General features: G+C 70.9%; 25 protein-coding genes and 1 pseudogene. 16 read left to right on the top strand and 10 right to left on the bottom strand.

Annotated features, from left to right (window positions below):
• The first annotated feature begins 11 nt into the window (after window positions 1–11).
• The 4 genes from ACNAYW_RS18990 to ACNAYW_RS18975 all read left to right on the top strand — a co-directional run bounded on the left by ACNAYW_RS18990 (window position 12) and on the right by ACNAYW_RS18975 (window position 3,537).
• On the top strand, window positions 12–1,016 hold the full coding sequence (locus ACNAYW_RS18990; protein ID WP_415851216.1) for a pirin family protein: 1,005 nt from the start codon (window positions 12–14) through the stop codon (window positions 1,014–1,016).
• Window positions 1,013–1,339 carry a GNAT family N-acetyltransferase gene (locus ACNAYW_RS18985; RefSeq protein WP_415851215.1) on the top strand — a complete coding sequence of 109 codons (327 nt, stop codon included), beginning with the start codon at window positions 1,013–1,015 and terminating at the stop codon, window positions 1,337–1,339. The genes ACNAYW_RS18990 and ACNAYW_RS18985 overlap by 4 nt, the downstream gene beginning before the upstream one ends.
• A gap of 70 nt (window positions 1,340–1,409) precedes the next feature.
• A complete protein-coding gene (locus ACNAYW_RS18980) occupies window positions 1,410–2,117 on the top strand; it encodes a response regulator transcription factor (protein WP_415851214.1) in 708 nt (235 codons plus the stop codon).
• Window positions 2,118–2,124: 7 nt separating this feature from the next.
• The gene (locus tag ACNAYW_RS18975; protein WP_415851213.1) at window positions 2,125–3,537 is read left to right on the top strand and encodes a sensor histidine kinase; all 1,413 of its coding nucleotides are present in this window, start codon (window positions 2,125–2,127) and stop codon (window positions 3,535–3,537) included.
• A 28-nt stretch (window positions 3,538–3,565) separates the two neighbouring features.
• Here ACNAYW_RS18975 and ACNAYW_RS18970 read toward each other — a convergent pair whose 3' ends face one another.
• Entirely contained in the window at window positions 3,566–3,967 is a 402-nt protein-coding gene (locus ACNAYW_RS18970) for an HIT family protein (RefSeq protein WP_415851212.1), read from the bottom strand.
• 39 nt (window positions 3,968–4,006) lie between these two features.
• On the opposite strand from ACNAYW_RS18970, the gene purD reads away from it, so the two are divergent.
• The 3 genes from purD (at window position 4,007) to purB (ending at window position 7,396) form a co-directional block, all read left to right on the top strand.
• Window positions 4,007–5,245 carry a phosphoribosylamine--glycine ligase gene (purD, locus tag ACNAYW_RS18965; RefSeq protein ID WP_415851211.1) on the top strand — a complete coding sequence of 413 codons (1,239 nt, stop codon included), beginning with the start codon at window positions 4,007–4,009 and terminating at the stop codon, window positions 5,243–5,245.
• Between the two features lie 86 nt (window positions 5,246–5,331).
• Complete coding sequence (locus ACNAYW_RS18960) at window positions 5,332–5,934, top strand: TetR/AcrR family transcriptional regulator (RefSeq protein ID WP_415851210.1); 603 nt, start codon at window positions 5,332–5,334, stop codon at window positions 5,932–5,934.
• Between the two features lie 34 nt (window positions 5,935–5,968).
• On the top strand, window positions 5,969–7,396 hold the full coding sequence (gene purB, locus ACNAYW_RS18955; RefSeq protein WP_415851209.1) for an adenylosuccinate lyase: 1,428 nt from the start codon (window positions 5,969–5,971) through the stop codon (window positions 7,394–7,396).
• A gap of 3 nt (window positions 7,397–7,399) precedes the next feature.
• Here the strand turns inward: purB and ACNAYW_RS18950 are convergent, their stop codons facing one another.
• Window positions 7,400–7,861, bottom strand: a complete 462-nt coding sequence (locus ACNAYW_RS18950) for a hypothetical protein (RefSeq protein WP_415851208.1) — start codon at window positions 7,859–7,861, stop codon at window positions 7,400–7,402.
• Between the two features lie 168 nt (window positions 7,862–8,029).
• On the opposite strand from ACNAYW_RS18950, the gene ACNAYW_RS18945 reads away from it, so the two are divergent.
• Together ACNAYW_RS18945 and ACNAYW_RS18940 are read left to right on the top strand one after the other, a co-directional pair.
• A complete protein-coding gene (locus ACNAYW_RS18945; protein ID WP_415851207.1) occupies window positions 8,030–8,920 on the top strand; it encodes a phosphoribosylaminoimidazolesuccinocarboxamide synthase in 891 nt (296 codons plus the stop codon).
• Window positions 8,917–11,007: a S9 family peptidase gene (locus tag ACNAYW_RS18940; protein ID WP_415851206.1), complete on the top strand. Its 2,091-nt coding sequence runs from the start codon at window positions 8,917–8,919 to the stop codon at window positions 11,005–11,007. The genes ACNAYW_RS18945 and ACNAYW_RS18940 overlap by 4 nt, the downstream gene beginning before the upstream one ends.
• 106 nt (window positions 11,008–11,113) lie before the next feature.
• Here ACNAYW_RS18940 and ACNAYW_RS18935 read toward each other — a convergent pair whose 3' ends face one another.
• Both ACNAYW_RS18935 and ACNAYW_RS18930 read right to left on the bottom strand, forming a co-directional pair.
• Window positions 11,114–12,721 (bottom strand): DHA2 family efflux MFS transporter permease subunit, encoded by a 1,608-nt coding sequence (locus tag ACNAYW_RS18935; protein WP_415851205.1) that lies wholly within the window; start codon window positions 12,719–12,721, stop codon window positions 11,114–11,116.
• On the bottom strand, window positions 12,718–13,212 hold the full coding sequence (locus tag ACNAYW_RS18930) for a MarR family winged helix-turn-helix transcriptional regulator (RefSeq protein WP_415851204.1): 495 nt from the start codon (window positions 13,210–13,212) through the stop codon (window positions 12,718–12,720). Before ACNAYW_RS18930 ends, ACNAYW_RS18935 begins: the two co-directional genes overlap by 4 nt.
• Before the next feature lie 82 nt (window positions 13,213–13,294).
• Here ACNAYW_RS18930 and ACNAYW_RS18925 point away from each other — a divergent pair, with 82 nt between their 5' ends.
• Together ACNAYW_RS18925 and ACNAYW_RS18920 are read left to right on the top strand one after the other, a co-directional pair.
• Complete coding sequence (locus ACNAYW_RS18925; protein WP_415851203.1) at window positions 13,295–13,786, top strand: glutathione peroxidase; 492 nt, start codon at window positions 13,295–13,297, stop codon at window positions 13,784–13,786.
• Between the two features lie 115 nt (window positions 13,787–13,901).
• Window positions 13,902–14,600, top strand: coding sequence for a DUF2334 domain-containing protein (locus tag ACNAYW_RS18920; protein ID WP_415851202.1), 699 nt, complete (start codon window positions 13,902–13,904; stop codon window positions 14,598–14,600).
• On the opposite strand, the gene ACNAYW_RS18915 is transcribed toward ACNAYW_RS18920, so the two are convergent.
• Window positions 14,597–15,241, bottom strand: coding sequence for an MBL fold metallo-hydrolase (locus tag ACNAYW_RS18915; protein WP_415851201.1), 645 nt, complete (start codon window positions 15,239–15,241; stop codon window positions 14,597–14,599). The genes ACNAYW_RS18920 and ACNAYW_RS18915 overlap by 4 nt on opposite strands.
• 82 nt (window positions 15,242–15,323) lie before the next feature.
• Between ACNAYW_RS18915 and purS the strand changes: the two genes are divergently transcribed.
• The 4 genes from purS (at window position 15,324) to ACNAYW_RS18895 (ending at window position 18,538) form a co-directional block, all read left to right on the top strand.
• Entirely contained in the window at window positions 15,324–15,563 is a 240-nt protein-coding gene (gene purS / locus ACNAYW_RS18910; RefSeq protein WP_068522811.1) for a phosphoribosylformylglycinamidine synthase subunit PurS, read from the top strand.
• Window positions 15,560–16,234 (top strand): phosphoribosylformylglycinamidine synthase subunit PurQ, encoded by a 675-nt coding sequence (gene purQ / locus ACNAYW_RS18905; protein WP_415851200.1) that lies wholly within the window; start codon window positions 15,560–15,562, stop codon window positions 16,232–16,234. The genes purS and purQ overlap by 4 nt, the downstream gene beginning before the upstream one ends.
• Complete coding sequence (locus ACNAYW_RS18900; protein WP_415851199.1) at window positions 16,234–17,508, top strand: M18 family aminopeptidase; 1,275 nt, start codon at window positions 16,234–16,236, stop codon at window positions 17,506–17,508. The genes purQ and ACNAYW_RS18900 overlap by 1 nt, the downstream gene beginning before the upstream one ends.
• A 187-nt stretch (window positions 17,509–17,695) precedes the next feature.
• Window positions 17,696–18,538 carry a GIY-YIG nuclease family protein gene (locus ACNAYW_RS18895; protein ID WP_415851198.1) on the top strand — a complete coding sequence of 281 codons (843 nt, stop codon included), beginning with the start codon at window positions 17,696–17,698 and terminating at the stop codon, window positions 18,536–18,538.
• Window positions 18,539–18,815: 277 nt separating this feature from the next.
• Here the strand turns inward: ACNAYW_RS18895 and ACNAYW_RS18890 are convergent.
• The 4 genes and pseudogenes from ACNAYW_RS18890 to ACNAYW_RS18875 all read right to left on the bottom strand — a co-directional run.
• Window positions 18,816–19,378, bottom strand: a pseudogene (locus ACNAYW_RS18890) (zinc-binding dehydrogenase); the annotation flags it as partial.
• 1 nt (window position 19,379) lies between these two features.
• Window positions 19,380–19,862, bottom strand: a 483-nt coding sequence (locus ACNAYW_RS18885) for an alcohol dehydrogenase catalytic domain-containing protein (RefSeq protein ID WP_415851197.1), incomplete at its 3' end; no start/stop codon positions are given.
• Window positions 19,859–20,629: an SDR family oxidoreductase gene (locus ACNAYW_RS18880; RefSeq protein WP_415851196.1), complete on the bottom strand. Its 771-nt coding sequence runs from the start codon at window positions 20,627–20,629 to the stop codon at window positions 19,859–19,861. The genes ACNAYW_RS18880 and ACNAYW_RS18885, both read right to left, overlap by 4 nt.
• Before the next feature lie 51 nt (window positions 20,630–20,680).
• A partial coding sequence (locus tag ACNAYW_RS18875; protein WP_415851195.1) for an MFS transporter occupies window positions 20,681–22,108 on the bottom strand: 1,428 nt, incomplete at its 3' end.
• A gap of 191 nt (window positions 22,109–22,299) precedes the next feature.
• Between ACNAYW_RS18875 and ACNAYW_RS18870 the strand changes: the two genes are divergently transcribed.
• On the top strand, window positions 22,300–23,772 hold the full coding sequence (locus ACNAYW_RS18870; protein WP_415851194.1) for an amino acid permease: 1,473 nt from the start codon (window positions 22,300–22,302) through the stop codon (window positions 23,770–23,772).
• 18 nt (window positions 23,773–23,790) lie between these two features.
• Here ACNAYW_RS18870 and dinB read toward each other — a convergent pair whose 3' ends face one another.
• Window positions 23,791–25,002, bottom strand: coding sequence for a DNA polymerase IV (dinB, locus tag ACNAYW_RS18865; RefSeq protein ID WP_415851193.1), 1,212 nt, complete (start codon window positions 25,000–25,002; stop codon window positions 23,791–23,793).
• Window positions 25,003–25,043: the final 41 nt, after the last annotated feature.

The raw sequence follows: 25,043 nt of genomic DNA, 5'->3' as shown, positions 1-25,043 counted from the left end.
GGCTAGCGGTCATGAGCAACGTCGACCGACAGCCCGAAGAGGTCGAGTGCGGAGCCTCCGCGAACGGCCCGGCCCCCGCCGCCGGGGTGGAGGTGATCGAGCCGCGGGAGGTGCCGCTCGGCGGCCCGCGCGCGATGACGGTGCGCCGCACCCTCCCGACGCACGAGCGCTCGATGGTCGGCGCGTGGTGCTTCGCCGACCACTACGGCCCCGACGAGGTGGACCGCTCCGGCGGCATGAACGTCCCGCCGCACCCGCACACCGGCCTGCAGACGGTGAGCTGGCTGTTCGAGGGGGAGATCGAGCATCGCGACAGCGCCGGCGTCGAGGCGCCGGTCCTGCCGGGCGAGATCAACCTCATGTCCGCGGGCTACGGCATCAGCCACTCCGAGGTCTCCACCCCCGAGACCACGCGCCTGCACGGCGTCCAGCTGTGGCTCGCGCTGCCGGAGCGGGCACGCAATGCCCCCAACGGCTTCCAGCACTACGCGCCGCCCACCGTCGACCTGCCCGACGTGCGATCGGGCGGCCCGGGCGGCACCGCCCGCGTCTTCATCGGCGAGCTCGCGGGCAGCACGTCCCCGATCGTCACGGCGACCCCGCTGCTCGGCGCGGAGCTCGTCCTGCGGCCGGGCGCGCGGGTCGGCCTCGCCGTCGATCCGGCCTTCGAGCACGGCGTCCTGCTCGACACCGAACGCCTCCTGCTCGACGGGGTGTCGCTCGGCTGGGGCGACCTCGGGTACGCCGCGCCGGGCCTCGGCGGCCTCCGCCTGCACAACCCCACCGAGGCGGACGCGCGGGTGATCCTGCTCGGCGGCGTCCCCTTCGACGAGGACATCGTCATGTGGTGGAACTTCGTCGGGCGCACCCACGACGAGATCGTGGAGTACCGCGAGGAATGGCAGGCCCGTACCGCGCGTTTCGGCAGTGTGAGCGGATGGCGCGACGATCAGTACCTGCCGGCACCACCACTCCCCACCACCCGGCTCAAGCCCCGCAGGAGGAACCCGCAGTGACCGAGAACACCGAGACCGTCGCCGTCGCACGCAATGACGCGGAGGGCCGCTACGACATCACCGTCGACGGGGAGCTCGCCGGCTTCACCGTCTTCATCGACCGCGGTGAGCAGCGCATCTTCCCGCACACCCAGCTCGACGAGAAGTTCTCCGGCCGCGGCCTCAGCGGCATCCTGGTGCACGACGCGCTGGAGGACACCCGCGCCGCGGGCAAGCGCGTGGTGCCCGTGTGCCCGCTGGTCAAGCGGTACGTCTCCAAGCACCCGGAGGTGCAGGACATCGTCGACCCGGTGACCCCGGAGATCCTCGCCTCCCTGCAGTGATCGAGACGTTCACAGCGAACTGACAGCGAGTCGTCAGAGTCCCGGGCGCCGGGGCGTGCACTATGACGGTGTGTCCAGTGCGAAAGACGAAGCCAAGCCGCGTGTGCTCGTGGTCGACGACGAGCAGAGCATCCGGGAGCTGCTGCAGGTCAGCCTGAAGTTCCAGGGATTCGACGTGGCCGCGGCCCAGGACGGGCCGGCCGCGCTCGACCGGGTCCGCACCTTCCGGCCGGACGTCATGGTGCTCGACATCATGATGCCCGGCATGGACGGCCTGGGCCTGCTCAAGCGGCTGCGGCAGGACGGGATCGAGGCACCCGTCCTGTTCCTGACGGCCCGTGACTCGGTCGAGGACAAGGTGGCCGGGCTGACGCTGGGCGGCGACGACTACGTCACCAAGCCCTTCAGCCTCGAGGAGGTCGTGGCCCGGATCAACGTGCTGCTGCGCCGGCACGGCTTCGGCGAGGCCGCGGACTCGACCCGCCTGACCTTCGCCGATCTCGAGCTCGACGACGAGACGCACGAGGTGTGGAAGGCGGGCGAGCTGGTCGCGCTCTCGCCCACCGAGTTCACGCTGCTGCGCTACTTCATGGTCAACGCCGGCGTCGTGCTGTCGAAGCCGCGGATCCTCGACCACGTGTGGCACTACGACTTCGGCGGCGACGTCAACGTCGTCGAGTCCTACGTCTCCTACCTGCGCCGCAAGGTCGACACGGGCGAGCGACGGCTGATCCACACCCTCCGCGGCGTGGGGTACGTGCTCCGCGAACCGCGGTAGGCGCGCGATGGCTTCGCCCGCGCGCCGGCCGACCTCGGTCGCGTCCCGCGTGCCGCTGCGACTGTCGCTGGTCGCGCTCGTCGTCGGCCTCGTCTTCCTCGGGCTGCTGGCCTCGGGAACGGCGCTGACGGCGGCGATGAAGGACCAGCTCCTCTCCCGCGAGGACCAGGCGCTGCGCCAGGCGGCCGAGACGTGGGCCCGGCCCAAGCCGCCCCTGCTGCCCGAGCCGCCCCGCGGCGGGCGCCCGCCCACCCGCTTCTACCAGGCGGTCTTCCTCCCCGACGGCCGGCAGCTGCAGATCAGCAACCCCGACTTCACGGAGCGGCCCGATCTCTCGCGCCTCGGCGACCTGCACGGCGACGCCGTCACCGTGCACTCCGTCGGCGGCGGGGGACCGGAGTGGCGCGTGGTGCAGTCCTCGTCGGATTACGGCGTGGCCTTCGTCGCGGTCACACTCACCGACGTCGATTCCACGCTGCGGGTCATGATCGTGCTGGAGTTGCTCATCGGCGCCTGCGTGGTGATCATCGCGGGCGGCCTCGGCTACCTCGTGGTGCGCCGCTCGCTGCGCCCGCTCGAGGAGGTGGAGGCCACCGCGGAGGCGATCGCCGCGGGCGATCTCACCCGCCGCGTCCCCGAGGCGCCGGCGCACACCGAGGTCGGCCGGCTGTCGACGTCGATCAACACGATGCTGCACCAGGTGCAGGACTCGTTCGATCGCGTCGCGGCGTCCGAGGAGCGGGCCCGCGCCGACGAGGAGCGGATGCGCCGCTTCGTCGGCGACGCCTCGCACGAGCTGCGCACCCCGCTCACCTCGATCCGCGGGTTCGCCGAGCTGTACCGGCAGGGCGCCACCGACGACACCGGGTTCGTCATGTCCCGCATCGAATCCGAGGCGGAGCGGATGGGCCTGCTCGTCGAGGACCTGCTGCTGCTCGCCCGCCTCGACGCCCGCCGGCCGCTCGCCGCCGACACCGTCGACCTGGTCGCCGTCGCCGACGACGTGGTGCACGCCGCGCAGGCCCGCGAGCCGGGCCGGGACATCGCGCTCGAGCTCGACGGCGCCGACACCGTCGCGCTGACCGGCGACCGCGATCGCCTGCACCAGGTGGTCACCAACCTGGTCTCGAACGCCCTGCGGCACACGCCCGACGAGGCGACCGTCCGGGTCCGGCTCACCGAGGAGCCGGGCGCGGTGGTGCTCGCCGTCGCCGACACCGGCCCGGGCATGGAGCCCGACGAGGCCGCCCGCGTCTTCGAGCGGTTCTACCGCACCGACTCCTCGCGCAGCCGCGGCAGCGGGGGCGCCGGGCTGGGCCTGTCGATCGTGCACGGCATCGTCGAGCGCCACGGGGGCACCGTCACCGTCGACACCGCCCCGGGCGGGGGCGCGACCTTCACGGTGCGCCTGCCCCGCTAGTGCGCCGGGCGGGTCCGCGCCGGGCGGGTCACTCCGCCGCGAGCGCCTCGACGATCCTGGTCTGCGCGTCGTCGAGCGAATCGGCGCTCGGGTTCTGGTCGACGTTCGCGAAGTCGAAGTCGGTGAGTCCGTACGCCGGGAAGACGTGCAGGTGCAGGTGCGGGATCTCGAAGCCCGCGGCGATCAGGCCGGCGCGCGGCGCGTCGAAGGCGCGCTTGACGGCCCGCCCGAGCTTGCGCGCGACGGTGGTGAGGTGCGTCCAGAGCTCGTCGTCGATCGACTCCCAGTGGTCGACCTCCTCGCGCGGCACCACCAGCACGTGGCCCTGCGTGAGCGGGGCGATGGTCAGGAACGCCACCACCGAATCGTCCTGGTACACGAACCGGCCCGGGAGCTCGCCGGCGATGATCTTCGAGAAGACGGATGCCATGGGGCCAGGCTAGTGGAGGGTCCCGGTAGTGTCATGGCCGTGCGAGTACTCGTCATCGGCACCGGCGGCCGCGAACACGCCCTCCTCGACGCGCTGTCGCGCGACCCGCAGGTCACCGAGCTGCATGCGGCCCCGGGCAACCCGGGGACCGCGGCCATCGCGACCAACCACGCGGTCGACGCCTCGTCCGGTGACGAGGTGGCGGCACTCGCCGAGCGGCTCGGCGCCGACCTCGTGGTGATCGGCCCCGAGGTCCCGCTGGTCCTCGGCGTCGGCGACGCGGTCCGCGCCCGCGGCATCGCCGTCTTCGGCCCGTCCGCCGCCGCGGCGCAGATCGAGGGTTCCAAGGCCTTCGCCAAGGACGTCATGGACGCCGCCGGCGTGCGCACCGCGCGCAGCGAGATCGTCGACAGCCCGGCGGGCATCGACGCCGCGCTCGACCGCTTCGGCCCCACCTGGGTCGTCAAGGACGACGGCCTCGCCGCGGGCAAGGGCGTGGTCGTCACCGCCGATCGCGCCGCGGCCCGCGCCCACGCCGCGGACCTCATCGAATCGGGCCGGCCGGCACTGCTGGAGTCCTTCCTCGACGGCCCCGAGGTGTCCCTGTTCTGCCTCGTCGACGGCGAGGACGTGGTGCCGCTGCTGCCCGCGCAGGATCACAAGCGGGTCGGCGACGGCGACACCGGCCCCAACACCGGCGGCATGGGCGCCTACGCGCCGCTGCCGTGGCTCGCCGCCGGCGCGACCGAGGAGATCGTCGAGACCGTCGTGCGCCCCGTCGCGCGGGAGATGGTGCGGCGCGGCACCCCCTTCTCCGGGCTGCTCTACGCGGGCCTGGCGATGGGGGCCGAGGGCCCGGCCGTCGTCGAGTTCAACTGCCGCTTCGGAGACCCCGAGACGCAGGCCGTGCTGAGCCTGCTCGAGTCGCCCCTCGGCGCGGCGCTGCACGCGACCGCCACGGGCGCGCTGGGCGCGCTGCCGCCGCTCCGGTGGCGCGACGGTGCCGCGATCACCGTGGTGCTCGCCGCCGAGAACTACCCGGCCGCGCCGCGCAAGGGCGACGTCATCACGGGCGCCGAGGGCGCGGGGATCTACCACGCCGGAACGGCCGTCGACGGCGAGGGACGCCTCGTCTCCAACGGGGGCCGCGTGCTCAACGTGGTCGGCGTCGGCGACGACCTGGCGGCGGCCCGCGCGGACGCGTACGCGAAGCTCGAGCGGATCAAGCTGCCGGGCAGTCACTTCCGGACGGACATCGGGCACCAGGCCTTGCAGTAGCAATTCGGCCACGTCGGCCGCACCGGGTGCCGACGATTTGGTCGAAACCGTCTGGTCGAGCGGGACGTGCTGGCAGCATGTCTCAGATGACAGCCGCGACCACGCCCAAGGGTGAGCGCCGGCGCGCGGCCCTCGTGGCGGCGGCCGGAGAGCTCCTCGTCGAGGGCGGCTTCGAATCGGTCCGGCACCGCGCCGTCGCGCACCGCGCCCACATCCCTCTGGCCGCGACCACCTACTACTTCGAGTCGCTGGGCGACCTGCTCTCGAACGCCGTCGCCTACGCCGGGGAGCTCGACGTGGCCGCGGTCCGGGGCCGCGTCGAGGCGGTGAGCCGGCGCAAGCGCGGCGATTCCGCCCTGGCGAAGCTCCTCGCGTCGATCTTCTTCGCCTGCGACACCGCGGCGGAGCGCGGTGCCCTCGTCTCGCGCTACGAGCGGATGGTGCTGTGCGCCCGCGACCCCGAGCTCACCCGCCTGCAGGGGCAGATGCGGAACGTGCTGGCGGAGTTGCACGTCGAGGTGCTGACCCGCTCGGGCCGCCGGGCCACGGCGCCGTGTGTCGGTCGGCTGATGGCGATCGAGGACGGGGCCGCCCTCGCCGCGTTCACCACCCACGGGTCCGACGTGCCCCGCGCGGTCCGGGACGCGCTCGCCACCGTCGTCGACGATCTGGTGCCCGCCCTTCCGTGACGGGCCCCGGCGCCGCCCGTGAGAGAATCGGGGGGTGAGCACTCCCCGCATCCCCGACGTCCTCGCCAACCGCTACGCCAGCCCGCGCATGCGCGAGCTGTGGTCGCCGGAGTACAAGATCGTGCTCGAGCGCCAGCTGTGGATCGCGGTGCTCAAGGCGCAGCGCGACCTCGGGATCGATGTTCCCGACGGTGCCGTCGAGGCCTACGAGAAGGTGGTCGACCAGGTGGACCTGGCGTCCATCGCGGAGCGCGAGCGGATCACCCGGCACGACGTGAAGGCGCGGATCGAGGAGTTCAGCGACCTCGCCGGCTTCGAGCAGATCCACAAGGGCATGACCTCCCGCGATCTGACGGAGAACGTCGAGCAGCTGCAGGTGCTGCGCTCGCTGGAGTACGTCCGCGACCACGCCGTCGCGGTGGCGGCGCGGCTCGCCGAGCGGGCGGCGCAGTACTCGTCCGTCGTCATGGCGGGTCGCTCGCACAACGTCGCCGCGCAGGCCACGACGCTGGGCAAGCGCTTCGCCTCGGCGGCCGACGAGCTGCTGGTGGCGATCGCCCGGCTCGAGGACCTCATCGGCCGCTACCCGCTGCGCGGCATCAAGGGCCCGATGGGCACCTCGCAGGACATGCTCGACCTCCTCGGCGGCGACGCCGCCAAGCTCGCCTCCTTGGAGACGCGCGTCGCCGAGCATCTGGGCTTCTCCCAGTCGCTCTCCTCGGTCGGCCAGGTGTACCCGCGGTCGCTGGATCACGACGTGGTGAGCGCGCTCGTCCAGGTGGCGGCGGGACCGTCGTCGATGGCCACGACGATCCGGCTCATGGCCGGGCACGAGCTGGTCACCGAGGGCTTCCAGCTCGGTCAGGTGGGCAGCTCCGCGATGCCGCACAAGATGAACACCCGCTCGTGCGAGCGCGTCAACGGCCTCACCGTGATCCTGCGCGGGTACGGCTCCATGGCGGCCGAGATGGCGGGCTCGCAGTGGAACGAGGGCGACGTCTTCTGCTCCGTGATCCGCCGCGTGGCCCTGCCGGATTCGTTCTTCGCGATCGACGGCCTCTTCGAGACCTTCCTGACCGTCCTCGACGAGTTCGGCGCCTACCCGGCCGTCATCGAGAACGAGCTCAACCGCTACCTGCCCTTCCTCGCGACCACGCGCGTGCTCATGGCCGCGGTCCGCGCGGGCGTGGGCCGCGAGGTGGCGCACGAGGCGATCAAGGAGCACGCCGTCGCCGTCGCGCTGGCCATGCGCGAGGAGGGCAAGGAGCCCGACCTGCTCGATCGCCTCGCCGGCGACGCCCGCCTCGGACTGTCCCGGGCGCAGCTCGACGAGGCGCTGGCGGACCGCGCCGTCTTCACCGGCGCTGCCGAGGCCCAGGTCGCCCAGGTCGTCGCGGCGGTCGAGGAGCTGACCGCGAAGTACCCCGACGCCGCCGCGTACAACCCGGCCCCCATCCTCTGAGCGCTACGCCGGCGAGGGCGCGACGCGCGGTAGCACGAGGTACCGCAGCCGGGGCCAGTCCCAACAGAGTAGGAAGATCACGCCCACCAGCAATCCTGCCGTGATGAACCGGGTGTTCCCGAACGGCAGGGTCCAGGTCACGACGACGATGCCGATCGCCAGCGGTAGATAGACCAGTACACCGACGGCCGCCAGCGACGGGATCAGTAGCAACACCGCTGCCACGAGCTGACTGACCCCGACGAGCCAGTACACGGACGGCAATGCCTCGAGGTGCGCGAAGAAGCCTCCGACGGGGTCGGAGGGCGGGAGCCGCGTGAACGGTTGACCGAGAACCTTCTTCGCGCCCGACGGGACGAACGCGACAGCGAGCAGTACACGCACCGGCCAGACCAGAAAGTGCACGGGGAAGGCGCCCGTCACGGCCACGAAGAGACGGTCTCCCAGGGCAACGAGAGATTTCATACGCCAACGATAGAAGCACCTCCCCGCTCTCGGCATCCGGCGATTCCCTGACATTCGACGCCCGAAGCCCTTCAGGCGAGTCGTACGGCGAACCCGGTTCGAGGGGAGATGCAGAGCACTGCCGCCCGCCGAAACCGCTGGCAACCGGCGGGGCGATAGGGTTGGGGTGTGCGTCCTGAACTGAGCGAATACACGCCGATCTACTCGGGCAAGGTCCGCGAGCTGTACGAGATCGACGGCGAGCACCTGCTGCTCGTCGCGAGCGACCGGATCAGCGCCTACGACTACGTCCTGGACACGCCGATCCCCGACAAGGGGCGCGTGCTCACCGCGATGTCGGTCTTCTTCTTCGACGCGCTGGGCGTGCCGAACCACCTCGCCGGGCCGGCCGACGATCCGCGCATTCCCGAGTCGGTGCTCGGCCGCGCGCTGGTCACCCGCCGGCTCGACATGGTGCCGGTGGAGTGCGTGGCCCGCGGCTACCTCACCGGCTCCGGCCTCAAGGAGTACCGCGCGAACGGCGAGGTGTGCGGGGTGCCGCTGCCCGAGGGTCTGGTCGACGGCAGTCGCATCGACCCGCCGATCTTCACGCCCGCCACCAAGGCGGCCGTCGGTGACCATGACGAGAACGTCTCCTTCGAGCGGGTCGCCGAGGACGTCGGGATCGAGCTGGCGACGCGCCTGCGGGATCTCACGCTCGACGTCTACGGCCGCGGCGCCGACATCGCCCGGACGCGGGGGATCATCCTCGCGGACACCAAGTTCGAGTTCGGGCTCAGCTCCGACGGTGACCTCCTCCTCGCCGACGAGGTGCTCACGCCCGACTCCTCCCGGTACTGGGACGGCGCGCTGTACGAGCCCGGCACGGTGCTGCCCAGCTTCGACAAGCAGATCGTGCGCGACTGGCTCACCAAGGATTCCGGGTGGTCCACCGACGCCGGCGCCCCGCCCCCGGCCCTCCCCGCGGAGGTGGTGGAGCGCACCCGCGCCCGCTACATCGAGGCGTACGAGCGTATCTCGGGCCTGAGCTTCGCCGATTGGCCGGGCGGTGCCGCATGACCGGCCCGGTGCAGCCCATCGCGAAGAAGGTTCCGGCGCCGCGGACCTTCCACGGCGACACCGTGATCGACGACTACGCCTGGCTCGCCGACATCAAGAACGACGAGGTGCTCGACTACCTGCGCGCCCACAACGCCTTCACGGAGGCGGCCACCGCGGATCAGGAGCCGCTGCGCGAGGCGATCTTCGGCGAGATCAAGGCGCACACCCAGGAGACCGACATGTCGGTCCCGCAGCGCCGCAAGGATCACTGGTACTACGCGCGGACCGTCGAGGGCAAGCAGTACGGGATCCACTGCCGCGCACCGATCACGGGGCCCGACGACTGGACCCCGCCGGTGCTGTCCGACGCGCCGCTCCCCGGCGAGCAGGTGCTGCTGGACCTGAACGTCGAGGCCGAGGGGCACGAGTACATCGCCGTCGGCGCGGCGGCGGTCTCGCCCGACGGTACGCTCCTGGCCTTCTCGCTCGATACCGACGGCGACGAGCGGTTCACGCTGCGCGTCCGGAACATCGACACGGGCGAGCTGCTGCCCGACACAGTGGAGGGCGCCTTCTACGGCGCCACCTGGGCGCTCGACGGGCGGCACCTGTTCTACACCACCGTCGACGACGCCTGGCGGGCCGATACCATCTGGCGGCACGAGATCGGTTCCACCGCAGACGATGTGAAGGTCTTCCATGAGGCGGACCAGCGCTTCGGTGTGGGCGTCGGCCTCACCCGCAGCGAGAAGTACCTGATGATCGCCGCCTCGTCGACGCTCAGCTCCGAGACCTGGGTCCTCGATGCGACCGACCCGACGGGCGAGTTCCGCGTGCTGCGGCCGCGCGAGGAGGACGTCGAGTACTCCGTCGAGCACGCGGTGCTGGACGGCGAGGACCGGTTCCTGTTCCTGCACAACCGCACCGGCATCAACTTCGAGCTGGCCTCGGCCCCCGTCGACGCCCCGGGGGAGTGGACGGTGCTCGTCCCGCACCGCGACGACGTGCGGCTCGAGTACGTGGACGCCTACGCCCGACGGCTCGCCCTCGGGTACCGACGGGGCGGCCTCCCTCGGCTTGCGCTCGCCGCGGCCACGGCCGCGCCGGAGTTCACCGAGTGGGACCCGGGCGAGGAGCTCGTGAACCTGGGACCCGCCGCGAACCCCGAGTGGGACGCGCCGCGGCTGCGGCTGGCCTACGAATCCTTCGTGACCCCGGGCACCGTCCTCGAGCTCGACCCGGCGACGGGTGAGCAGGCGGTGCTCAAGCGCCATAACGTGCCCGGCTACGACGCCGAGCTCTACACCGCGGAGCGGGTCTGGGTGAGCGCCCGCGACGGCGCGCAGGTGCCGGTATCGGTGGTGCGCCGCAAGGACACCGGCGACGGCCCTGCTCCCACCCTGCTGTACGGCTACGGCTCCTACGAGGCCACGTTCGACCCGTGGTTCTCGGTCGCGCGTCTCTCGCTCATGGACCGCGGCGTGGCCTTCGTCGTCGCGCACGTGCGCGGCGGCGGCGAGATGGGCCGCGCCTGGTACGACCACGGCAAGCAGTTGGAGAAGACCAACACGTTCACCGACTTCGTCGACGTCGCCCAGCACCTGATCGACTCCGGACGCGCCGTGCCACAAAGGCTCGTGGCCATGGGCGGCAGCGCCGGCGGCCTGCTCGTGGGCGCCGTGGCGAACCTCGCGCCGGAGCTGTTCTCCGGGATCGTCGCCGACGTGCCCTTCGTGGATCCGCTGACCTCGATCCTCGACCCGAGCCTGCCGCTCACCGTGGGGGAGTGGGACGAGTGGGGCAACCCGCTCGAGAGCGCCGAGGTGTACCGGTACATGCGGGACTACTCGCCGTACGAGAACGTCGCCGCGAAGCCCTACCCGGCGATCCTCGCGACCACCTCGCTCAACGACACCCGCGTGCTCCCGACCGAGCCCGCGAAGTGGGTGGCCAAGCTCCTCGACCACACCACGTCGGGCGAGCAGATCCTGCTCAAGACGGAGATGGTCGCGGGCCACGCCGGCGTCAGCGGGCGGTACGCGAAGTGGCGCGAGACCGCCTTCGAGTACGCCTGGGTCCTCGACCGGCTGCGCGTCGCGCAGTAGCTCCGAGAGCCGTCCGCCGCCCACCGTCGCCGGAGCGCGGCGGCGTGACGAACGAGAAGTGCCCGGCCCCCATCGGGGGCCGGGCACTCGTCGGATCAGGCGAGGATCAGTGCGGCATGACCATCTGCCGCTCGGCGGCCTCGGTGTCCGCCTCGTGGGAGCGGGGCAGGAAGAACGCCGGAATGATGCACAGCGCCACCAGGATCGCGGCCACGAAGTACGTGTTCCCGAAGGCCTCCGCCGCGAACGGCAGGTTGTCGTGCAGGAACTTCGAGAAGCCGGTCTCGCCCTGGAACATCGCGATGCCCTGCTCGCGAGCCTCGGGGCTCGAGTTCAGGCCGAAGGCCAGCGCGCCCGTGTGCTTCTCGCCCTGCGGGGTCGGCATCGCGGGGCCGGCGTTGGTCAGCCAGTTGGTGAACAGCACCGAGAAGATCGCGGTACCCATCGAGGCGGCGATCTGCTGGACGATGTTCGTCAGCGTCGAACCGCGGGAGATGGACTCCGGCGCCAGGGTGCGGATCGCGGCCGACATGGTCGGCATCATCGTCATACCCATGCCGAGGCCCTGGATGAGCAGCGAGCCCAGCAGGATCCAGTACGGGGTCTCCGCGGTGAGCTGCGTGAAGGCGATCATGCCGCCGGTGATCAGCGCGAGGCCGGTCATGACGAACTTGCCCGGGCCCATCTTGTCGGTGAGCACGCCGGCGATCGGCATGGTCAGCATGGCGCCCAGGCCCTGCGGTGCGAGCAGCAGGCCGGCCATGAGGGTCGACTCGCCGCGGATGCCGATGAAGTACTGCGCGTACAGGATCGAGCTGCCGAAGAAGGCCATCGCGAACATCGCGAAGGTGATCATGGCGACCGTCATGTTGCGGTTCTTGAACAGCCGCAGGTCCAGCAGCGGCAGCTTGGCGCGCAGCGCCCAGAACACGAACGCGACGATCAGCACGAGGCCGACGATCGTGGCGGGGATGACCCGGCTGGTGTACATCGACGAATCCGACTGCGCCTCGGGGATCGAGGAGACGCCGAACAGGAACAGCGCGAGGCCGGGCGAGAGCAGCACGAAGCCCACGAGGTCGAACTTCTGGCCCTTGACGGGCTCGTCCTTGTCCAGCACGAACCAGGCGTAGACGATCGCGATCGCGCCGATCGGGACGTTGATCAGGAAGATCCAGTGCCACGAGAAGGACTCGATCAGCCAGCCGCCGAGGATCGGGCCGCCGATGGGGCCGAGCAGCATCGGGATGCCGAGCACGGCCATGACGCGGCCGATGCGCTCCGGGCCGGCGGCCCGGGTCAGGATCATCATGCCGAGCGGCATCAGCATGCCGCCGCCGAGGCCCTGCAGCACCCGGTACAGGATCAGCAGGTCGATCGAGGTCGCGGTGGCGCACAGCGCCGAACCCGCGACGAACATCGCGGTCGCGGCCATGTAGAGCCGCTTGGTGCCGAATCGGTCCGCGGCCCAGCCCGTCACGGGGATGACGGCGGCGAGCGCCAGGGTGTAACCGGTCATGGTCCAGGCGACGGTGGCCGGCGAGGCGCCCCACTGTGCCTGGAAGGTGTTCTGCGCGACGGCCACGATCGTCATGTCCAGGATGGCCATGATCGACCCGAGGACGACCACACCGGCCACCATCAGGACGCGACGGTCGAGGCCCTCACCCGCGTGCGGGATCCCGCTCTTGTCGAGCGTGTTCTCGGTACTCATGCGTTCTCTTTCATTGCGGTGAAGAAGGGGTTCGGAGGGATCAGGCCCTCGTCGAGGATCTCGACCATCACGTCGTGCAGCCTGGTGCGGAGCGCGAGCGGCAGCCGCTCCGCGAAACTCAGCACCTCACGGTGCTTGTCGCTGACCGCGGACGCAACCGTTTTTCGCCCGAGGTCGGTGATGGTCAGGTTCTTGATCCGGCGGTCCGAGGCGTCCTCACGCCGATCCACCATCTCGAGCTGGACGAGCTTCTCCACGTTGCGTCCCGTGGCGGCGACGGACAGCCCCAGATCGTCGGCGAGCCGGTTGATCGGGAGCGGGGTCTCGGCCGCGGTGAGCTGCAGCAGGATGTGGAACTGGTGCGCGGTGATGTCCGACGACAGCATCGTGCCCAGACTCTCCTGCGTGACGTTGCACATGAGTCGGCCCATGAACTCCGAGAAGACCGTGGTGAGGTCCTCGGGGGTCACGTCCGTGGAGGTTGCTTGCACCCAAAAACGATAACTCTCGCGCAATCATTGCGCAATCGAGATAGATGTGTCCTGCGTTACACCTCCGCGTAGGCTCGGGCGCATGACCGCTCTCGACTCCATCGCCCTCACCACGCTCGACGGTGCCGCCACCTCCCTCGCCGACTACGCCGGCCGGGCCGTGCTCGTCGTCAACGTCGCCAGCAAGTGCGGCCTGACCCCGCAATACGCCGGCCTGGAGGCGCTCGCGACCCGCTACGCCGAGCGCGGCCTGACGGTGCTCGGCGTGCCCTGCAACCAGTTCGCCGGCCAGGAGCCCGGCACCGCGGAGGAGATCGCGACGTTCTGCTCCACCAGCTACGGCGTCACCTTCCCGCTCCTGGAGAAGACGGACGTCAACGGCGAGAACCGGAACCCGCTGTACGCCGAGCTGACGAAGACCGCCGACGCCGAGGGCGAGGCCGGCGACATCCAGTGGAACTTCGAGAAGTTCCTCGTCGCGCCCGATCACGTCGCGGTGCAGCGCTTCCGTCCGCGCACGGAGCCCGAGTCCGACGAGGTCGTCGGCGCGATCGAGGCCGTCCTCCCCGCCTGACCGGCCGCGCGCCTCGCCGCAGCGTCTCGCCGCCGCGCGTCGCCGCGCCGGACCGTTCAGCGACACGCAACCTCTCGTCCCCGAGCGGGACACCTGGGGCGCGCACACTGCGGACATGAGCTCGCCGCTGTACGTCTCCGTCTCCGCCCTCTCCGACGCCACCCGCGCGGACGCGGAACGGTTCGCGGCCCGGATGGACGAGCGTGGTGTGCCCGTCTCGCTGCTCGTGGCGCCCCGCCTGAAGGGCAAGTACAAGCTGGTCGACGACCCGTCGACCCAGTCCTTCCTGCGGGAGCGCCGCGCGGCGGGCGACGCCGTCGTGCTCAACGGCTACGACCAGGCCGCGACGAAGCGCCGCCGCGCCGAGTTCTCCACCCTCGGTGCGCACGAGGCCGCGCTGCGGCTCGCCGCCGCCGACCGGGTGCTCGAGACGGTGGGGCTGCGCACCCGCGTCTTCGCCGCGCCCCGCTGGAACGCCTCCACCGGCGCGGTACTCGCGCTGCCCGACGCCGGTTTCCGGCTCAACCTCGGTTACACCGCCATCGCCGACCTCGTCACCGGCGAGGAGGAGAAGGCCCGCGTCCTCGGCATCGGCGACGGCTTCCTCAGCGAGCCGTGGTGGTGCCGGGCGCTGCTCGCGCAGGCCAACCGCATCGCCCGGCGCGGCGGCACGCTCCGCCTCGCGGTCGACGCCCGCCGCCTCGCCTCGTCGACCGTCTCGCGCACGATGCTCGACGCCGTCGACCTCGCGCTGCATCACGGCGCGACGCCGGTCGTCTACGAGCACCGCACCCGGGTCCTCGTCGCCGCCTAGAACTCGCGCGTCTCCCCGGCGCCCCACGCGACGAACTCGGCACCGTCGGGCCGCATGTCCGCGAGCCGGCCGAGGTAGACCCCCGCGCCCTCGGCGGAGAGCAGCGCGTCGTGGATCGGGACCGCGACGGCGGGGCGGACCGCGCGGAGGAAGTCGATCGTCTCGCTGATCCGGCACCACGGCGCGTTGACCGGCAGGCCCAGCACGTCGACGGGGACGTCGGGCACGAAGAGCGCGTCGCCGGGGTGGTAGAACCGGCCGATCCGCTCCTCGTCGCCCAGCAGCACCGACGTGTTGTCGATCGTCGGCAGGTCGGGATGGATGACGGCGTGGGTGCCGCCCACGGCGCGGGCGATGAGGTTGCCGATGCCGTAGTCGTGGCCGGGGAGGGCCGCGATCCAGCGGCCGCCGCGCGCGGCCGCGGTGGTCGGATCGGCGAACAGCTGCGCGTCGGGGTTGGCGGCGACGAGGGCGTCGATCCGGGCGGGATCGAGGTGATCGGGGTGCTGGTGGGTGACCACGATCGCGTCCAGCCCGGTGAGTTCCTCGAAGCCGTGGGAGAACGTTCCGGGGTCGAAGAGCACCGACGTCTCGGACATCTCCACGAGGACGCACGAATGGCGGTAGTGGGTGAGTCGCATGCGCCCAGTATGCGCCGGTAAACTCACTTGTACAGCGCGATCGACACCCCGAGAGCGCGGTCGAATCGAGAGGGAGCCGCACGTGGCGCGGATTGTGGTGGACGTGATGCCGAAGGCCGAGATCCTGGACCCGCAGGGGAAGGCGATCGTGGGCGCGCTCGACCGCCTGGGCTTCGCCGGGGTCGCGGATGTGCGGCAGGGCAAGCGGTTCGAGCTCGAGGTCGAGGGCGACCTCAGTGACGATCAGCTCGAGAAGATCGCGGCCGACGTGCTCGCGAACACCGTCATCGAGGACTTCACCGTCACCCGGGTCGACGCATGACGCGGGTCGGCGTCATCACCTTCCCCGGCACGCTCGACGACGTCGACGCGGCGCGCGCGGTGGAGCGGGCGGGCGGCGAGGCCGTCTCGCTCTGGCACAAGGACCACGACCTCCAGGGCGTCGACGCGGTCGTCGTGCCCGGCGGCTTCTCCTACGGCGACTACCTGCGCGCCGGCGCCATCGCCTCCCTCGCCCCCGTGATGACCGAGGTCGTCGAGGCCGCGGGCAAGGGCATGCCGGTGCTCGGCATCTGCAACGGCTTCCAGATCCTGTGCGAGGCGGGCCTGCTCCCCGGCGCGCTCACCCGGAACGAGGGCCTGCACTTCGTCTGCCGCGACCAGTGGCTGCGGGTCGAGGCCACGAACACCGCGTGGACCTCGCGCTACGAGTCCGGCGCCGAGATCCTGATCCCGGTCAAGAACGCCGAGGGTCGCTTCCAGGCGTCCGAGGCGGTGCTCGACGAGCTGGAGGGCGAGGGCCGCGTCGCGTTCCGCTACGTGGGCGGCAACCCGAACGGCTCGCAGCGCGACATCGCCGGGATCAGCTCGGCCGACGGCCGCATCGTCGGCCTCATGCCGCACCCGGAGCACGCCACCGAGGCGCTCACCGGGCCGTCGGACGACGGCCTCGGCATCTTCTACTCCGCGCTGGACGCGGTGCTGTCGGCCTGATGGCTACCGGCCGAGCGTCCGCGGACGGGTTGTGCGCCTTCGTCGACGCCTCCCCGTCGCCCTTCCACGTCTGCCAGACGGTGGCCCGCCGGCTCGGTGACGCCGGATACACCGAGCTGGTCGAGCACGACGTGTGGCCCGGCCCCGGCAAGTACTTCGTGGCGCGCGGCGGCTCGATCATCGCCTTCGACTCCTCGCACTGCGAGCACGGCGAGCTCCCGGCCTTCCGCATCGTCGGCGGCCACACCGACAGCCCCAACCTGCGGGTCAAGCAGCACCACGACGCGGAATCCGCCGGCCTGGCGCAGGTGCTCCTCGAGCCCTACGGCGGCGCGTGGCTCAACTCCTGGCTCGACCGCGACCTCGGGGTGTCCGGACGGATCGCGGTGCGCGAGGGCGGCAGGGTCGTGCACACGCTGGTGCGGATCGACGAGCCGCTACTGCGGGTCCCCCAGCTGGCGATCCACCTCTCGGAGAACCGCAAGGGCGTCGAGCTCGACCCGCAGCGGCACCTGCACGCGATCTGGGGCACGGCCGGCGCGGGCGGTTTCCTCGCGCGGGTGGCGGCCTCGGAGGGGTACGCCGCCGAGGACGTGCTCGGCTTCGAGCTGATGACGCACGACCTGGCGCCGTCGCGCACCGTCGGGGCCGACGGTGCCCTCGTCTCCGCGCCCCGGCTCGACAACCAGGGCACCTGCTACGCGGGCACCGAGGCGCTGCTGGCGGTCACCCCGGTCGACGGGATCGTGCCCGTGCTGGCGCTGTTCGACCACGAGGAGGTGGGCTCGGGCTCCGATCGCGGCGCCGCGTCCGACTTCCTCATCACGGTGCTGGAGCGGATCGGCCTGTCGCACAGTCTCAGCCGCGAGGACTTCCTGCGCACGCTGAGCCTGTCCGCGGTGGCGTCGGGCGACATGGCGCACGCGACGCATCCGAACTACCCGGACCGGCACGAGCCCGCGCACCACATCGCGGTGAACGGCGGCCCCGTGCTCAAGGTGAACCAGAATCTGCGCTACGCCTCGGACTCCGACGGCGAGGCGCTGCTCGCCCTCGCCGCCGAGCAGGCGGGCGTGCCGCTGCAGCGCTACGTGCACCGGGCCGACCTGCCCTGCGGCTCGACGATCGGCCCGATCACCGCGGCCCGCACCGGCCTGACCACGGTCGACGTGGGCGCCCCGCAGCTCGCGATGCACAGCGCCCGCGAACTCATGGGCTCCGCCGACGTCGGGTACTACTCCGCAGCCCTCGCCGCGTTCCTCGCGCCCGCCTGAGGCAAAGGCGGAGCGGCAACGAACGCGCTCGATCGGCGGCACGGTCTCCGGGAAGCCGGGTGAATCAGTGGATACTGACCGCCATGGCGCGAGGTGTGCCCCGATGAGCGGCGGCAATCCGACTGCGCTCGGACTACATGGCGTGTATTCCCTCCGACACTCCCTAGTTGTATGTCAACATTGACTAATGTTCGGGACAATTATCTGGGATGTCTTCTCGCGAGCGGATGCCGGGGAGCTGCGGGATGCTATTGACGATCTTGCATCGCCGACAGATCAGATCGGATGGTCGAGCGCGGGGGTCTACGCATTTTATGATCCGGAATTAGGCGCGCGTCAAGCATGCGGTGGGCGGATCAAGTATGTCGGCCTTGCCGTCGACTTGTCCGACCGGTTTGCTCAGCACAACGGGATCAAAGCGACTCGTGCTGGCTCCTCGAAGCGCGAGAAGATCGAGGACTGGTTTCGGGTGCACGAGTATCTTGGGTATTCGGCCTTCGTTCAGACGCCTTTACATCAGGCGCACAACTCACGGTTCAACCGAAACATTGGAATCACTGATTGGATTGAAGACTTCGAGTATGATGCCGAAGCGAGGGAAGCGATCGCATTGATCGAAGGTCAGCTTATTCAATCTGGAGTTCTCGACGAGGGTTCGCGACCTGAATGGAACAAGATTGGCGGGCTGCGCGCGGGTCAAAACCGAGCGGCAGGAGGATCTGGAATGGCCCTGCTGCGACTTCTCGATGGGACTGAAGACAGTCTTTTCGTAGCTCGCCGATCAATTCGTCAGCTTGCTGCTGACTCGGCAGCGTATTTCTACGAGTCTGACATACTTCACACTGCGCGAGTGCAGGCTCTAATTGCGGCTTCTGAGGAAGGTGCGTCTAATGGACACATAATGAGCCAGCTTGATCGGATGGCTCGAGATGATTCGCCCTGGTCGGCAAACGGGTTGGGTTCGCATATTTGTGACCAGATTTCTCGGATGCGCGATACGGGATATCTCGCGTCAACGACGCGAAAGTGAAACGCAGTGGAAGTTGATTGCTGCAGTTGCTGTCACTTTGCGGTTTGATTGTGGCTTCAGGCGCCGGGTCCGAGCGGTCGGTGCAGCTGGTAGTTCCCTGACACAGTCGCCCGCAACGGGTTGCACTGGCGGGCGGTTCGATTCGATGGACGTAGGCCGCGAGGCGCCCGAGCGGTTCCCACGGGGCCTCGTAGACCGATGGGGAGAATCGCCCCCTGCCGCTCGATGCCGCCGCAAGTACATCAGCGTATTGGCGTTCCTCGGTCCTGCTCCAGGCTCAGCCCCGGAAGTCCAGCAGCACCTTCCCGGACGCCGCGGGGTCGCGGGCGATGGCGAAGGCCTGCGCGGCGTCGGCGGCGGGCAGCACATGGGTCACCACGCCGCGCACGTCCAGCGAACCGTCGGCCAGCGCCGCGATCACGGGGTCGATCTCGTCGTTGAACCGCAGGGCCCCGCGCAGGTCCAGTTCGCGGGTGATGACCGTGGCCGCGGGGAAGTCGATGTGGCCCGCACGCTGCAGGCCGAGCATGACCACGACGCCGCCGCGCGCCGCGGCGTCGACCGCGGCGTGCAGACCGGGCACCGTGCCGGAGGACTCGATCACCACGTCCGCGTGCAGCGCGGCGACGGCGTCGGACTCCCGGGCGTCGAGGACGGCCGTGGCGCCCAGTGCCCGCGCGCGCTCGCGCGGTTCGGCCGCGATGTCGGTGGCCACCACTTCGGCGGCGCCGTGGTGCAGGGCCACCGCGACGGCGAGCAGCCCGATCGGCCCGGCGCCGATCACGGCGACCCGCTTGCCCGCGACGTCGCCGGCCCGTTCCACGCCGTGCCAGGCGACGGNGGCCGGCTCGATGAGCGCCGCGTCCCGGGGGTCCAGGCCCGCGGGGAGGGCGCGCAACATCCGGGTGGGGAGGGCGACCCGGCGGGCGAACGCCCCGTCGCAGTGCGGGAAGTGCGCCGCCGACCCGAGGTACGTGGACGCGGGCGCCAGGTTCGGGCGGTCCGCCGGGTACGGCACCCCGTCGACCCCGTGCGGCGTGCCCGGGTGCACGGCGACGGGCGTGCCCGCCGCGGGCCCGGACCCGTCGGCCGCGGCCCGGTCGACGATGCCGACCACCTCGTGGCCGAGCACCATCGGGGCGCGCAGGATCGAGGTCCCGGCGGCGCCGTGCAGCCAGTAGTGCAGGTCGGAGCCGCACACCCCGCCGTAGTCGATCGCGATCACGGCCTCGTCCGCGGCGGGCGCCGGCTCGGGGAGCGCCTCCACGCGGAGGTCCTCGGCCGCGTGCGCGACGACACCCAGGTTCATCTGTTCCCCGCTCATACGACCGCCGTCATGCCGCCGTCGACGTACAGGACCTGCCCGTTGACGAACGCGGACGCCTCGGAGGCGAGGAAGACCAACGGCCCCACCAGATCCGCGACGTCGCCCCAGCGCGCGGCCGGGGTGCGGCCGGCGACCCACGCGGAGAACTCGGCGTCCTCGACGAGGGCCTGCGTCAGCTCCGTCGCGAAGTAGCCGGGGGCGATCGCGTTCGCGGTGATGCCGTGCGGCGCGAGCTCGGCGCACAGGCCCTTGGTCAGCATGACGATGCCGCCCTTGGTCGCCGCGTAGGGGGTGATGTTCGGCCGGGCGAGCTGCGACTGCACCGAGCCCAGGTTCACGATCCGCCCGCTGCCGCGCGCGATCATGCCCGCCGCGACGCGCTTCGCGACGAGGAAGGCGCTGGTGAGGTTCGTGGCGAGCAACGTGTTCCAGTCGGCGGCGGGGAACTCGGTGAGCGGGTGCCGGATCTGCATGCCCGCGTTGTTGACCAGGATGTCCGGGGTGCCGTGTTCGGCCTCGATCGCGCCGATCGTCGCGTCGACGGCGGCCTCGTCGGTCACGTCGAAGGCCGTGGCGTGCACGGGGTTCCCGGTCACGATCTCCGCGGCCGTCCGACGGGCCGTGGTGAGGTCGCGGCCGTGCACGATCACGCTCGCGCCCGCCGCGGAGAGGCCCGCGGCCAGCCGGCGCCCGATGCCGCGGGTGCTGCCGGTGACGAGCGCGGTGCGGCCCGTCAGGTCGAAGGCGGTGGTGTCGCTGGGCATGGGTGCCTTTCAGTGCGCTGTGGACGGGGCGNACGGCGCCGCCGTCGCGGNGGCGGGAACCACGTCGGGGGACGGGAAGTCGAGCGTGCTCAGCGCGGCGGTACCGGGCACCGCGTAGCCGGCGCCGGCCTCGGCGTCCGAGATCTTCACGGCGTCGTCGGTGCGGGTGAGGTCGCGGCCCACGGTCTCGGGCACCAGGAAGGTGCTCGCCGCGGTGATGGTGCACAGCGCCACCATGTACAGGCCCAGGACGAGCCAGTTCCCGTCGGTGACCCTGATCAGGTAGGCGCCGAGCACGCCCGCCACGCCGCCGGCGAGGACCGCGGAGATCTCGCGGGCCATGGCGACGCCCAGGTAGCGGTGCCGCGCGCCGAACATCTCGGGGATGAGCGCGCACTGCGGGCCGAGCATCGAGTTCACGCCCACGCCGATGCCGATCGCGATGACGGCGACGGCGATCGCGTGGTTGTGCAGCGTCAGCGCCCACCACGCGGGCAGCGCGTAGACGAGCAGGAACAGGGCGCCGGCCCGGTAGACGATGCGGCGGCCGAACCGGTCGGAGAGGTGCCCGGTGAACGGGACCGAGAAGACGCCGACGAGCGAACCGAGGGTGACGCCCCAGGTGAGCACGCCCTTGTCGGCGCCCGGCCCGGTGACGCTGACGAAGAAGGACAGCGCCAGCGCCTGGAACATGTACGAGCCGCCGTTCTCCGCCATCCGCAGGCCGATGCCCACGAGGACGCCCGGGAAGCCGTGCTTGAACAGCTCGCGGACGGGCTTGTCGGCGACCTGCTCGTGCTTCTCCAGCTCGACGAAGGTCGGCGTCTCCTGCAGCTTCATCCGGATGGCGACGGCCAGCAGGATCAGCAGGAAGGACGAGAGGAAGGGCACGCGCCAGCCCCAGCTGAGCATCGCCTCCTCGGGCAGCTGGCTGATCAGCGTGAAGACCAGGGCGGCGAGCAGTGTGCCCGCCTGGATGCCGATGAAGGGCAGCGCGGAGAAGAAGCCGCGGCGCTTGACCGGCGCGTACTCGGCCATGAGCACCGTCGACCCGGCCTGCTCGGCGCCCGCGCCGAAGCCCTGCAGCAGGCGCAGTGCGACCAGCATGATCGGCGCCCAGATGCCGATCGACTCGTAGGTCGGCAGCAGGCCGATCAGGGTGGAGGCGCCGCCCATCAGCATGATCGTGATGACGAGGACCGCCTTGCGGCCCACCTTGTCGCCGAGGCGGCCGAAGAACAGGCCGCCGAACGGGCGGGCGGCGAAGCCCACGCCGAAGGTCGCGAAGGCCGCCACCGTGGCCATGGCCGGATCGCCCTGCGGGAAGAACAGCACGTTGAAGATCAGCGCCGTGGACAGGCCGTACAGCGCGAAATCGAAGTACTCGAGCGCGCTGCCGATGCTGGAGGCCAGGGTCGCGCGCTTGAGGTTCGCGGCGTACTCGGGGTCCTGTTCGGGCGAGGTGGTGGTGGTCGACAACGGCGTCTCCTTCGAACCATCGGGTCGTGACCGGCGTCACATCCGATGCCATGAAGTTAACACTAGATCGAACGGTGTACAACCAGCTGAACAAAAGTGGTCTGTGGCGCACGGCGCGCGGAGGTTCCGCCGAGGGGTCGGGCGGCTCCCGAGTGAACCGTGCCTCACCGAAGCGATTAGGGTCCCGAAGCATGACCACCTCGCCCGCGGCACCGTCGGACCCGGAGGAGGGTGAGCACCTCACCCGAGCCCTGAGCAACCGCCACATCCAGCTCATCGCGATCGGCGGGGCCATCGGCACCGGCCTGTTCATGGGCTCCGGCAAGACGATCTCGGTCGCCGGACCGTCGGTGATCGTGGTCTACATGGTGATCGGCTTCATGCTGTACTTCGTGATGCGCGCGATGGGCGAGCTGCTGCTCAGCCGCACCGGGTACCGCAACTTCTCCGACTTCGCCGGCGACATCCTCGGCCCGTGGGCCGCGCACTTCACCGGCTGGACCTACTGGTTCTGCTGGGTGGTGACCGCCGTGGCCGACGTGGTGGTGATCGCGTCCGTCTACATCACGTTCTGGGCCAAGGACATCCCGCCGTGGATCCCCGCCGTCGCTGTGATCGTGCTGCTCATCGGCCTCAATCTGCCGACGGTGCGCGCCTTCGGCGAGACCGAGTTCTGGTTCGCCATGATCAAGATCGTCGCCATCGTGGCGCTCATCGTCGTGGGTGCGGTGCTCATCATCACGGGCTTCGAGCACGACGGCGCCCGCGCCTCGCTCGCCAACCTGTGGGAGCACGGCGGCGTCTTCCCTCAGGGCTTCATGGGCTTCGTCGCCGGCTTCCAGATCGCCGTGTTCGCCTTCGTCGGCATCGAGCTCGTGGGCACCGCGGCCGCGGAGACCAAGAACCCCGAGAAGAACCTGCCCCGCGCGATCAACGCCATCCCGCTCCGCATCCTGCTGTTCTACGTCGGCTCGTTGGTGATCCTCATGTCGGTCGTGCCGTGGGACCGGTTCAGCAAGGACGAGTCGCCGTTCGTCATGCTCTTCACCCTCGCCGGGCTCGGCGCCGCCGCGCACCTGGTCAACGCGGTCGTGCTCACCTCGGCCATGTCGTCGGCGAACTCCGGCATCTACTCCACCTCGCGCATGGTCTACGGCCTCGCCACCGAGGGCGACGCCCCGAGGATCTTCGCGAAGCTCTCGGGCCGCAAGGTGCCGCAGAACGCCCTCTTCCTCACGGGCGTGATGATGCTGTCGTCCGTCGTGCTGCTCGGCTTCGGCCTGGACAAGTCGGCCGGCTTCACCGTGGTCACCACGGTCTCCTCGCTGTGCTTCATGTTCGTCTGGACGATCATCCTGGTCAGCTACCTGGTGTACCGGTCGCGGCGCCCGCAGGCGCATGCGGAGAGCGCGTTCAAGATGCCGCTCGGCACCGTCATGCCGTGGATCGTCTTCGCGTTCTTCCTGTTCCTGCTGTGGGCCTTCACGCGCGAGACCGACACGCTGCAGGCCATGCTGGTCACGCCGATCTGGTTCCTCATCGTCGGCGCCGCCTACCTCGTGCTGCGCCGCAACCCGGAGCACCTCGCCGCCCGGCAGGCGTTCGCCGCCCGCGTGGAGGAGGAGAAGAAGGCCGCCGCGCGGTGGCGGGCCGCGCAGGGCTGATCGGACCGGCGGCGCCGCCTAGTCCTGCTCGGTGAGCATCGGCGCGTCCGGGCCCAGGGGCCGGTGCAGGAGCGAGCCCCGGGTCACCGCCGCGCGGCCGTACTTGGTCCGCAGCGAGTCCATCGCGAGGTCGAGGTCGGCGTCGTGTTCGCCGCCCTCGAAGGGCAGCGCCAGCTGCACCGCGCCGTGGTTCTCCAGGTTCGCCAGCGAGAGCCCGATCAGCGTGCAGCCGCGCTCGCGCACCAGCGGCATGGCCTCGTCGAGCAGGGCCCGCGCGGTGGCGAGCACGACCTCCGTCCGGTCGGTCGGCTCCCGCAGGGACCGGGATCGGGTGACGGACGTGAAGTCGTCGAACCGCAGGCGCAGTTCGACGGTCCGCGTCACGCGCCCCGCGGCGCGCAGGCGCTCCCCGAGGCGGTCCACGATCGCGAGGGCGGTGCCCTCGATCTCGGCTTCGGTCTTGTGCCGCCGGCCCAGCGCCCGCTGCGCGCCGATCGACTTGCGCCGCCGCCCGGTGTCGACCCGGCGCGGGTCGTGCGCCATCGACAGCGCGTAGAGGTGCCGCGCGGCGCCGCGCCCCAGGAAGGCGGCGAGACTATGCTCGCCGAGCTCCGCGATCTGCCCGACGGTGGCGATCCCCACCTCGTGCAGCCGGGCCTCCGTCTTCGGGCCGACGCCCCACAGGCGCCGCACCGGAAGGGGGTGCAGGAACTGCAGCTCGGTGCCGGGCGGGACCTCGAGCAGACCGTCGGGCTTGCCGACCGCGCTGGCGACCTTGGCGAGGAACTTGCTCCGGGCGACGCCGACGGTGATCGGCAGCCCGACCTCCTCGCGCACCCGCTCGCGCAGCCGCGCCGCGATCCGCACGGGTGTGCCGCGGATGGCGTGGAGGCCGCCCACGTCGAGGAAGGCCTCGTCGACCGACAGGCCCTCCACCAGCGGCGTCGTGTCGCGGAAGATCTCGAAGACGCGCCGGCTCGCCTCCATGTACGCCTCGAAGCGGGGCGGCTGGGTGATCGCGAACGGGGCCAGCGCCAGGGCCTCGCGGTGCGGCATGGGGGAGCGGACGCCCTTCGCCTTCGCCTCGTAGCTCGCGGCGAGCACGACGCCCGAGCCGACGAGCACGGGGCGGCCCCGCAGCCACGGATGATCGCGCTGCTCGACAGAGGCGTAGAAGGAGTCGAGATCGGCATGGAGGATCGACGCCTCGGCCCGCGCGTCCATGCTCATGGCGGCAGTATCGCGCCGAGGTCCGACAAGTGATCTGAAGC

Source organism: Tsukamurella ocularis (genome assembly GCF_965138335.1).
Taxonomy (GTDB): Bacteria; Actinomycetota; Actinomycetes; order Mycobacteriales; family Mycobacteriaceae; genus Tsukamurella; species Tsukamurella ocularis_A.
This window is presented reverse-complemented; position numbering and strand designations above follow the sequence as displayed.